Raw genomic sequence first — 9,151 nt, forward strand, 5'->3', positions numbered from 1 at the left:
ACGGGCAGCGTGCTGTACGTCGCGGCCCACCCCGACGACGAGAACACCCGGCTGCTGGCGTGGCTCGCTGGCGGGCGCGGCCTGCGCGCGGGTTATCTCTCGATGACTCGCGGCGACGGCGGGCAGAACCTCATCGGGACCGAGCAGGATGAGCTGCTCGGACTCATCCGCACGCACGAGCTGCTCGCGGCGCGCCGCATCGATGGCGCCGAGCAGATGTTCACGAGGGCCCGGGACTTTGGCTACTCGAAGAGCGCCGACGAGACGCTGCGCATCTGGGGGCGTGACGAGGTGCTGGCGGACGTCGTGCTCGCCATCCGCCGCTTCCAGCCGGAGATCATCGTGACGCGCTTCACCACGAAGCCGCCGAACCATGGGCACCACACCGCCTCGGCCCTCCTCGCCGAGGAGGCCTTCGCCGCCGCGGCCGACCCGGCGCGCTTCCCCGAGCAGCTCGGACAGCTCCAGCCCTGGAAGGCCGACCGGTTGCTGAACAACGTCTCGACCTGGAACCTGGGGCCCAACGCCGACATGTCCGCCTACCTGAAGGTGGATGTGGGTGGGTTTGATCCGCTCCTCGGGCGCTCCTGGGGGGAGATCGCGGCGGAGAGCCGCAGCCAGCACAAGAGCCAGGGCTTCGGTGTGGCGGCCGAGCGCGGGCCCCTGCTGGAGTACTTCAATCCCCTCTCCGGGACGCGCCCGAAGTCCGACCTCTTCGAGGGGCTCGACCTCACGTGGCGGCGGTGGAGCGGCACGGACAAGGTCGTCCAGGCCATCGACGAGGCCTCGAACGGCTTCAACCCTCGCTCGCCGCACCTCAGCATCCCGGCGCTCCTGCGCGTCCACGAGGCGCTCTCGGCCCTGCCCGACGCCAATCCGTGGAAGGCCATCAAGCTGCGCGAGACGGAGGCCCTCGTGGCCGCATGCGCGGGCCTGTTCCTCGAGGTACGCGCGGCGGAGGCCTCCGCCGTTCCGGGCAGCCAGGTGGCGTTGAACGTGATGGCGCTGAACCGCTCGCCCGCCGCGCTCCGGCTGGTGAGCGTGACATTCCCGGGCGGCGAGTCCGTGTCGGCCGGCGCCGACCTGACCGGGGACAAGCCCTTCAAGCTCTCCAAGCCGGTGACGCTCCCGGCGGACGCTCGGATCTCCACGCCCTACTGGCTCCGCAAGCCCGTCGCGGGGGGCCTCTACGCGCTGGACGAGCCGGATCGCGCCCTCGTCGGCCGACCCGAGGGAGAGCCCGCCCTGGCGGTGACCTTCGCCTACGAGGTGGGCGGCAAACGCTTCTCCGTGGTCCGTCCGGTGGTCTACGCGTGGACGGATCCGGTGCGTGGGGAGCTCTACCGGGCCTTCGAGATCGCCCCGGCCGTGACGGCGACGCTCGAGCGGGAGGTCCTCATGTTCCCCAACGGGGCGACCCAGGCCGTCTCGGTGGTGCTGAGCGCGGGCCGGGCCGAGGCCGCCGGAAAGGTGCGGCTCGAGGTGCCGGCGGGCTGGCGCGCCGAACCGGCCGAGGCGCCGTTCCAGCTCGCCGCACGCGGCGACGAGCGCACGGTCCGCTTCCAGCTCACTCCGCCCAAGGGCGCGACCGAGCGGGCCCGCCTGCGCGTTGTCGTCGACAGTGGCGGCCGTTCCGAGTCGTGGCGCCTGCGCACCGTGAACCATGAGCACATCCCGCCGCAGATGGTGCGCCAGCCCTCCGAGGCGACCCTGGTCCCCTTCGCGCTGGCCACGAAGGTGCGGCGGCTCGGGTACATCCCCGGGCCGGGCGACCGGGTGGCCGAGAGCCTCGCCGCCGTCGGGTACGAGGTGACGCTGCTCCCGGAGGAGCGCCTGGCCTCCGAGAAGCTCGAGCGCTTCGAGGCCATCCTGGTCGGAGTGCGCGCGTTCAACGCCAACCCGCGCCTCGCCCTCCACCATGATCGGCTCATGCAGTACGTGGAGCGGGGAGGACGGCTGCTCGTGCAGTACAACACCAACAGCCGCGTGGGCCCGCTCAACGCGTCCCTGGGGCCCTACCCGTTGGAGCTCGGCCGCGACCGCGTGACGGACGAGACCGCGGCGATGACGCCCGTGAACCCCAAGGAGCCGCTGCTGAGCGGCCCCAACCGCCTCACGGCCGCCGACTTCGAGGGCTGGGTCCAGGAGCGGGGCCTCTACTTCGCCTCGAAGTGGGACGAGCGCTACCGTCCCGTCTTCGCCATGAACGACCCCGGCGAGGAGCCCCTGCGCGGTGGGCTGCTCGTCGCCCGCCATGGGAAGGGCACCTTCATCTACACGGGCCTCGCCTTCTTCCGTCAGCTTCCCTCGGGCGTGCCCGGCGCCTACCGCCTGCTCGCCAACCTCCTCGAACGATGACCACTGGTACGAAGCCTCCTGAACGCGCCGGGGCCCCCAAGCCTCGGCCCGAGCTCGACGACGCGCCTCCCTTGCTGGGCTCCTGGCGCAACATCTACACCCTCGTGCTGGGCACCCTTGCCCTGCTCGTCGCCCTCTTCTGGGCGATCACCCGGGCCTACGCGTGACCCTGCTCGACTGGTTGGTTCTCATCGGGACGACGGCCTTCATCGTGGGATGGGGCCTGTGGCGCACGCGCGGCGAGAGCAACACCACCGAGGAATACCTGCGCGGTGGGCATGATCTGCGCTGGCCCACCATCGGTCTGTCGGTCATGGCCACGCAGGCGAGCGCCATCACCTTCCTCTCCGTCCCGGGCCAGGCCTACGAGGACGGGATGCGCTTCGTGCAGTTCTACTTCGGCCTGCCGATCGCGATGGTGATCATCAGCGCCGTCTTCGTCCCCATCTACTACCGGCTGAACGTCCTCACGGCCTACGAGTACCTGGAGTCGCGCTTCGATCTGAAGACCCGCCTGCTCGGCGCGCTCCTCTTCCTCATCCAGCGCGGGCTGGCCTCCGGCATCACCATCTACGCGCCCTCCATCATCCTCTCGGCCATCTTCGGCTGGCCGCTCGAGCCGACCATCGTGCTCATGGGGGGGCTCGTCATCCTCTACACGGTGACGGGCGGCTCCAAGGCCGTCAGCCAGACGCAGAAGCAACAGATGGTGGTGATGCTCGGGGGCATGGTCGTGGCCGCCCTCGTCATCGTGTGGCGGTTGCCCGAGCACGTGTCCTTCGGGCAGGCCGTGGACGTCGCGGGAGCGCTCGGCCGCATGAACGTGGTCAGCTTCGACTTCGACTTCCAGGACCGTTACAACTTCTGGTCCGGCATCACTGGCGGCCTCTTCCTGTCGCTGTCGTACTTCGGGACCGACCAGTCCCAGGTGGGCCGCTACCTGACGGGCCGCTCCATCACCGAGAGCCGGCTCGGGCTGCTGTTCAACGGCGTGCTGAAGATCCCGATGCAGTTCCTCATCCTCTTCGTCGGGATCCTCGTCTTCGTCTTCTACCAGTTCACCGCGCCGCCGCTGCTCTTCAACAACACCCTGCGCGCACGCGTCCAGGCGACCGCGCACGCGGACGAGCTCGCCGCCGTCGAGACCCGGTGGGCCCAGGCGCAGGCCGACAAGCGCGCCGAGGCCGACCGTTACCTGGCGGCACGGGAGTCCGGTGACAGCGCCGCCGTGGCGAGCGCCCGCGAGCGCCTCCAGGCCACCTCTCGGACGGCGGAGGGGCTTCGCAAGGAGGCCAAGGCCGTGGTCTCTCGCGCCCTCCCCGGCGCCGAGACCAAGGACTCGGACTACATCTTCATCTCGTTCGTGAAGGACTGGATGCCCAGCGGTCTGGTCGGGCTGCTCATCTGCGTCATCCTGGCGGCCGCCATGAGTTCGATCGCCAGCGAGCTCAACGCCCTGGGCGCGACGACCACGGTGGACTTCTACCGGCGGCTCATCCGCCGCGAGGCCTCCGATCGCCACATGCTCATCGCCTCGAAGCTGCTCACCGTCTTCTGGGGCCTCGTCGCCGTCGCCTTCGCGAGCTTCGCGTCGCTGCTCGACAACCTCATCCAGGCGGTCAACATCCTCGGGTCCATCTTCTACGGCACCGTGCTGGGCCTCTTCCTCGTGGCGTTCTTCCTCAAGCACGTCCGGAGCCATGCCGTCTTCCTGGCCGCTGTGCTCTCCCAGGGCACCGTGATTGCCCTCTACGCCACCACGAAGATTGGCTACCTCTGGTACAACGTGATCGGCTGTGCGCTGGTCGTCGTCTTGAGCCTGCTCCTCCAGCCCTTCATGCCTCGGGAGCAGCAGGCCGGTCCGTCCGTACAGACGTAGCCGCTCAGTCGATGGTGACCAGGGCCGGCAGCACCTCGCCGCTGCGGCCCTGGACGAAGTGGTGGAACCGGTGCGCGTTGTCCGCCGGGTCCGCGTTCACCAGCCACGTCTCCCCTCCCAGCTCCCGCGCCCCGTCCACGAAGCCCGCCGCCGGCCACACCGCCCCCGACGTGCCCACCGCCATGAAGACCAGCCGCGTGTCCTTCCGATCCAGGAAGTACCCCACCCGGAGCAGGTCCCGCTCATCCAGCGCCTCGCCGAACCACACGATGTGTGGGCGCAGCTTGCCTCCGCACTGCCCGCACAGCGGCACCGTCCCCTCCGGGTAGGCCAGCCGGTCCTCGAAGGGCTCCCGCTCGCACCGTGAGCAGCGCGTGGTGAAGAGGTTGCCGTGCAGCTCCACCAGCCGCTGGCTCCCGGCCACCCGGTGCAGCCCGTCCACGTTCTGCGTCGCCAGCAGGAAGCGATCCCCCAGCTTCCGCTCCCACTCGGCCATCGCCAGGTGTCCCGGGTTTGGCTTGCAGGGCGCCGCCCCCGCCCTTCGCTGCGAGTAGAAGCGCCACACCAACGACGGATCCTCCCGGAAGCCCTCCGGCGAGGCCACCTTCTCGACGGGGTGGTTCTCCCAGAGTCCATTCCCTCCACGGAAAGTGGGGATGCCACTCTCCGCGGACACCCCCGCCCCCGTCAGGACGAGCAGGCGGGTTTCCTTATCGATGCGCAGCGTTTCCATGCACCCTCCCGATATCGCGGCCCAATCGGGTTCAGGTTAAACATGTGCCTCGCGCCGACGCGACCTCTCGCCGGCCGCTGTTTCGAGGATCACACCATGGCTGAAGTCACCCTGGATCTGCGTGGCATGCCCAAGGCCGAGGCCTATGCCGAGCTCAAGAAGCACGCCGAGGCCGTCCTGGAAGGCATCAACGACGACGTGGCCGGCATGGCCACCATGAGCTGCCTCCTGCACAACGCCTTCGGTCACCTGTGGACCGGCTTCTACCGCGTCGTCGAGCCCGGCAAGCTCCTGCGCGTCGGCCCCTACCAGGGGACCCTCGGGTGCCTGGAGATCCGCTTCGGCAAGGGCGTCTGCGGCACCTCCGCCGCCAAGGCCGAGACGGTCGTCGTCGAGGACGTGCACGCGTTCCCCGGTCACATCACCTGTGACGGGCGCTCGGCCTCGGAGATCGTCGTCCCCGTGTTCGGGCCGAACCGCGAGCTCATCGCCGTGCTCGACATCGACTCCGAGCACAAGGCCACCTTCGACGACGTGGATCGCCGCGCGCTCGAGGAGTTGATGGGGTGGTTCTCCCGGCGGCGGTAGGTGTCACGCCGGGATGGGGGGCTACCGCTTGGAGAGCCTCGCGAGGATCTCCAGTTCCAGCGATTGCACCACCTCGGACAGCGGCATGCTCGTCGAGTCGATCCGCATCGCGTCGTCCGCCGGCTTCAGCGGCGCCACCGCTCGCGATGCGTCGTCCTGGTCCCGCTTGATCTGATCCGCCAGCACGTCCCCCAGCGGGCGCTCCACGCCCTTCTGGAAGAGTTCCTCGTAGCGGCGCCTCGCCCGGGTGTCCGGATCCGCCTCCAGGAAGAACTTCGCGTCCGCGTCCGGGAACACCACCGTCCCGATGTCCCGGCCCTCCAGGATGGCGCCCTTGGGCGTCTCCAGCGCCAGCCGTCGCTGAAGCGACAGCAGCCCCGCGCGCACCACCGGCCGACTCGACACCTGAGAGGCCGCCATCGAGTTCTCCGGCGTCCGGATCTCCCCCGACACGTCCTCCCCGTCCAGGAACACGTGGTTGTCCTCGCCCACCACCTGGAAGGTGATGTACAGCCGGCCCAGCAGCTCGCCCAGCTTCGTGTCGTCGTCGAAGGCGATGCTCTCCCGCCGCGCCTTCAGCGCCACGCAGCGGTAGATGGCTCCGGTGTCCACCAGCGCGAAGCCCAGCCGTCGCGCCAGCACCTTGGAGACGGTCGACTTACCCGCTCCCGCCGGACCGTCGATGGCCACGATGAAGGGACGCGTGCTCATGAGGCCAGGACCTCCTTCAGCGCCGCCACGCAGCGCGCGTTCTCCTCGCGCGTCCCCACCGAGATGCGCAGCGACGTCGGGTAGCCGTTGCCCGCCATGGGCCGCACGATGACGCCCTTGCGCAGCAGCTTCTCGTACAGCTCCACCGCCGGCTGGCCGAAGTCCGCCATCACGAAGTTGGCGTGGCTCTTCGTCAGCTTCGCGCCCAGCTTCGGCAGCTCCGTCTCGTAGAAGCGCAGCCCCTCGGCGTTCAGCTCGCGCGTGCGCCGCACGTGCTCCCCGTCGTCCAGGGCCGCCAGCCCGCCCATCTGCGCGGGGATCGTCAGGTTGAAGGGCATCCGCGTGCGCTGGAGGTAGTTCACCAGCTTCGCGTCCATCACCCCATAGCCCAGCCGGATTCCCGCCAGCCCGTAGATCTTGCTGAACGTGCGCAGCGCCACCACGTTCGGGCGCTGGTGGATGTACTCCACCGCGCTGAAGTACTCCGGCCAGTCCACGAACTCGAAATAGGCCTCGTCGTGGACCACCAGCACGTGCTCGGGCACCTTCGCCAGGAAGGCCTCCCACTCCTCGCGGCCGAAGGTCGTCCCCGTCGGGTTGTCCGGGTTGGCGATGAAGATCATCCGCGTGCGCGGGGTGATCGCCTTCGCCATGCCCTCCAGGTCATACCGGTGCCCCTCGCGCATGGGCACCTCGGCGAAGGGTCGGCCGTGCGCCTGCGTGGAGATGCGGTAGGCCGGGAACGAGCCCTTGCTCAACAACACTTCCTCGTCCGGCGTGGTGAAGGTACGGATGAGCAGCTCGATGAGCTCGTTCGAGCCGCAGCCCAGCACCACCTCCTCCGGCTTCACCCCCACGTGCGCGGCCAGCCGGCGCACCAGCGCGTAGCTGCTGGCGTCCGGGTAGAGGTGCACCTTCTGCGACGCGGCCCGCATGGCCTCGATCGCCTTGGGCGAAGGCCCCAGCGGGTTCTCGTTGGAGGCCAGCTTGATGACACCCGTGAGGCCGTACTCGCGCTCCGTCTCCTCGATGGGTTTACCCGGGACGTAGGGCTTGAGCGTCTCGATGTACGGGGGGACGAGCGGTCTCATGGGATTTCTGGCTTCCTGGATGAACGGCTAACGACCCGAGAACACGCCGAGCGCGCGGAACTTCTGGTACCGGTCCTGGATCAGGTCGTCGACCGACAGCTCGCTCAGCTCCCCGAGGTGCTTGCGGAGGGCCTTGCCCAGGTTCTCCGCCGCCTTGGGGTAATCGCGGTGTGCGCCGCCGGCGGGCTCGGGGACGATGTCGTCGATGATGTTCATCGTCTTGAGGTCCTTGGCCGTCAGCTTCAGCGCGTCCGCCGCCTTGTCCGCCTTGGTGGGATCGCGGAAGAGGATGGAGGCACAGCCCTCAGGGGAGATGACCGAGTAGACGCTGTTCTCCAGCATCAGCACGCGGTTGCCCACGCCGATCGCCAGCGCGCCGCCCGAGCCGCCCTCACCGATGACCGTGGAGACGATGGGCACCTTCAGCCGGCTCATCACCTCCAGGTTCTTCGCGATGGCCTCCGCCTGACCGCGCTCCTCGGCGCCGATGCCCGGGTAGGCGCCCGGCGTGTCCACGAAGGTGAAGATGGGCTTCTCGAAGCGCTCGGCCAGCTCCATCAGCCGCAGCGCCTTGCGGTAGCCCTCGGGGCGCGGCATGCCGAAGTTGCGCGCCATGTTCTCCTTGGTGTTGCGCCCCTTCTGGTGGCCGAGCACCATCACCACCCGGCCATCGAAGCGCGCGAAGCCGCCGACGATCGACGTGTCATCCCCGAAGCTGCGGTCTCCCGCCAGCTCGAAGAAGTCCGTGAAGAGGTGCTGGACATAGTCCATCAGGTACGGTCGCGAGCTGTGGCGCGACAGCTGCACCACCTGCCAACGGGTGAGATCGCTGAAGATCTCCGTCTGAAGCTTCTTGGCCTTCTTCTCCAGCTTGGAGATTTCCGAGGTGAAATCCACCGAGCCGCTCGCCGAGAGGGCCTTGAGCTCGTCGATCTTCTTCTCCAGCTCGATGAGCGGTCGCTCGAAATCGAGTGGATAGTTGATGCCGTTCGCCATGGCGCGGGAGCCCTATCACCTGCCTTCCGGGCTTTCAACGCGCAACCGGTTACGCGGTGCGTAGAATGCCCCCGACATGCACCGACTCCTGTTGCTGCTCGCCCTCACCCTGGCCGCCCCCGCGCCCGCCCAGTCCGCCCGCGCCCTCAACTCGGAGGGGTTCCGCCTCTACCAGGCCGGCAAGTACCCCGAAGCCTTGGAGAAATTCGAGGCCTCCGCCCAGGCCGACCCGAAGTTCGCCCTCGCCCACTACAACGTGGCCGCCACCCTGGGCGTGCTGCGCAAGAAAGGGCAGATCTGCCCGTACTCGGCCCACCGGGCCACCATCCTGGAGCGGCTGAACACCGCCGTCCGGTTGGACTCGCGCCGGCTCGCCCGCGCCAGGGAGGACGCGGACCTGGACCCCATCCGGGACACCCTCGGCTGGCAGAAGCTGCTGGGCCTGTCCCCGGAGAAACAGGCCCACGTTCCGGAGCTCCTCCGCCGCGTCTCCTGGTTCTCCCCCGGTGAGGGCGTCTACGGCTCCACCCGCAGGCTCACCTTTCCCGACGGGAAGCGCGTGGTGCTGTGGCGGCGCGTCATCGAGGACGACGCCAACCCGAGCCGTACCGAGGAGGTGACGGGCTCGTACACCCTCAAAGGGCGCTCCTTCACCTTGAGCTTTCCGGGAAGAAAGCTCCTTCGCGGGAAGATGACCCTTCGGGGAGTGCTCGAAGTCGAGGAATTGGGAACGTTCCTCGACTCTCCGTCCGAGTGCGAAGCGTAGGACGGATTCCTCGAAGGGGACCTGGAGGG

Annotated in this window: 9 protein-coding genes; 5 read left to right on the forward strand and 4 right to left on the reverse strand. The window is 68.7% G+C overall.

Going from position 1 to position 9,151, the window contains the following annotated elements:
- From VF794_RS33955 to VF794_RS33965, 3 genes are all read left to right on the forward strand, one after another.
- Positions 1-2,358 (forward strand): PIG-L family deacetylase (locus VF794_RS33955; RefSeq protein ID WP_331117273.1); only part of this gene is annotated, 2,358 nt, incomplete at its 5' end.
- A complete protein-coding gene (locus VF794_RS33960; RefSeq protein ID WP_331117274.1) occupies positions 2,355-2,525 on the forward strand; it encodes a hypothetical protein in 171 nt (56 codons plus the stop codon). The genes VF794_RS33955 and VF794_RS33960, both read left to right, overlap by 4 nt.
- Entirely contained in the window at positions 2,522-4,237 is a 1,716-nt protein-coding gene (locus VF794_RS33965) for a sodium:solute symporter (RefSeq protein WP_331117275.1), read from the forward strand. Before VF794_RS33960 ends, VF794_RS33965 begins: the two co-directional genes overlap by 4 nt.
- A 4-nt stretch (positions 4,238-4,241) precedes the next feature.
- On the opposite strand, the gene VF794_RS33970 is transcribed toward VF794_RS33965, so the two are convergent.
- Positions 4,242-4,970 carry an NAD-dependent deacylase gene (locus VF794_RS33970; protein WP_331117276.1) on the reverse strand — a complete coding sequence of 243 codons (729 nt, stop codon included), beginning with the start codon at positions 4,968-4,970 and terminating at the stop codon, positions 4,242-4,244.
- A 96-nt stretch (positions 4,971-5,066) separates the two neighbouring features.
- Here VF794_RS33970 and VF794_RS33975 point away from each other — a divergent pair, with 96 nt between their 5' ends.
- Entirely contained in the window at positions 5,067-5,558 is a 492-nt protein-coding gene (locus VF794_RS33975) for a GAF domain-containing protein (protein ID WP_331117277.1), read from the forward strand.
- Positions 5,559-5,579: 21 nt separating this feature from the next.
- Here the strand turns inward: VF794_RS33975 and cmk are convergent, their stop codons facing one another.
- The 3 genes from cmk to VF794_RS33990 are packed head-to-tail and all read right to left on the reverse strand — an operon-like array spanning position 5,580 to position 8,356.
- The gene (gene cmk, locus VF794_RS33980; RefSeq protein WP_331117278.1) at positions 5,580-6,269 is read right to left on the reverse strand and encodes a (d)CMP kinase; all 690 of its coding nucleotides are present in this window, start codon (positions 6,267-6,269) and stop codon (positions 5,580-5,582) included.
- A complete protein-coding gene (gene hisC, locus VF794_RS33985) occupies positions 6,266-7,360 on the reverse strand; it encodes a histidinol-phosphate transaminase (protein WP_331117279.1) in 1,095 nt (364 codons plus the stop codon). Before hisC ends, cmk begins: the two co-directional genes overlap by 4 nt.
- Before the next feature lie 27 nt (positions 7,361-7,387).
- Positions 7,388-8,356, reverse strand: a complete 969-nt coding sequence (locus tag VF794_RS33990; RefSeq protein ID WP_331117280.1) for an acetyl-CoA carboxylase carboxyltransferase subunit alpha — start codon at positions 8,354-8,356, stop codon at positions 7,388-7,390.
- Positions 8,357-8,432: 76 nt separating this feature from the next.
- On the opposite strand from VF794_RS33990, the gene VF794_RS33995 reads away from it, so the two are divergent.
- Complete coding sequence (locus VF794_RS33995; RefSeq protein ID WP_331117281.1) at positions 8,433-9,122, forward strand: hypothetical protein; 690 nt, start codon at positions 8,433-8,435, stop codon at positions 9,120-9,122.
- Positions 9,123-9,151: the final 29 nt, after the last annotated feature.

The sequence above is a fragment of the Archangium sp. genome, from assembly GCF_036389735.1.
GTDB lineage: Bacteria > Myxococcota > Myxococcia > Myxococcales > Myxococcaceae > Archangium.

Excerpts from the sequence above, each read along its gene's own strand:
- cmk (WP_331117278.1), bottom strand. The coding sequence starts at position 6,269 with ATGAGCACGCGTCCCTTCATCGTGGCCATCGACGGTCCGGCGGGAGCG.
- hisC (WP_331117279.1), bottom strand. The coding sequence starts at position 7,360 with ATGAGACCGCTCGTCCCCCCGTACATCGAGACGCTCAAGCCCTACGTC.
- VF794_RS33995 (WP_331117281.1), top strand. The coding sequence starts at position 8,433 with ATGCACCGACTCCTGTTGCTGCTCGCCCTCACCCTGGCCGCCCCCGCG.
- VF794_RS33970 (WP_331117276.1), bottom strand. The coding sequence starts at position 4,970 with ATGGAAACGCTGCGCATCGATAAGGAAACCCGCCTGCTCGTCCTGACG.
- VF794_RS33975 (WP_331117277.1), top strand. The coding sequence starts at position 5,067 with ATGGCTGAAGTCACCCTGGATCTGCGTGGCATGCCCAAGGCCGAGGCC.
- VF794_RS33960 (WP_331117274.1), top strand. The coding sequence starts at position 2,355 with ATGACCACTGGTACGAAGCCTCCTGAACGCGCCGGGGCCCCCAAGCCT.
- VF794_RS33990 (WP_331117280.1), bottom strand. The coding sequence starts at position 8,356 with ATGGCGAACGGCATCAACTATCCACTCGATTTCGAGCGACCGCTCATC.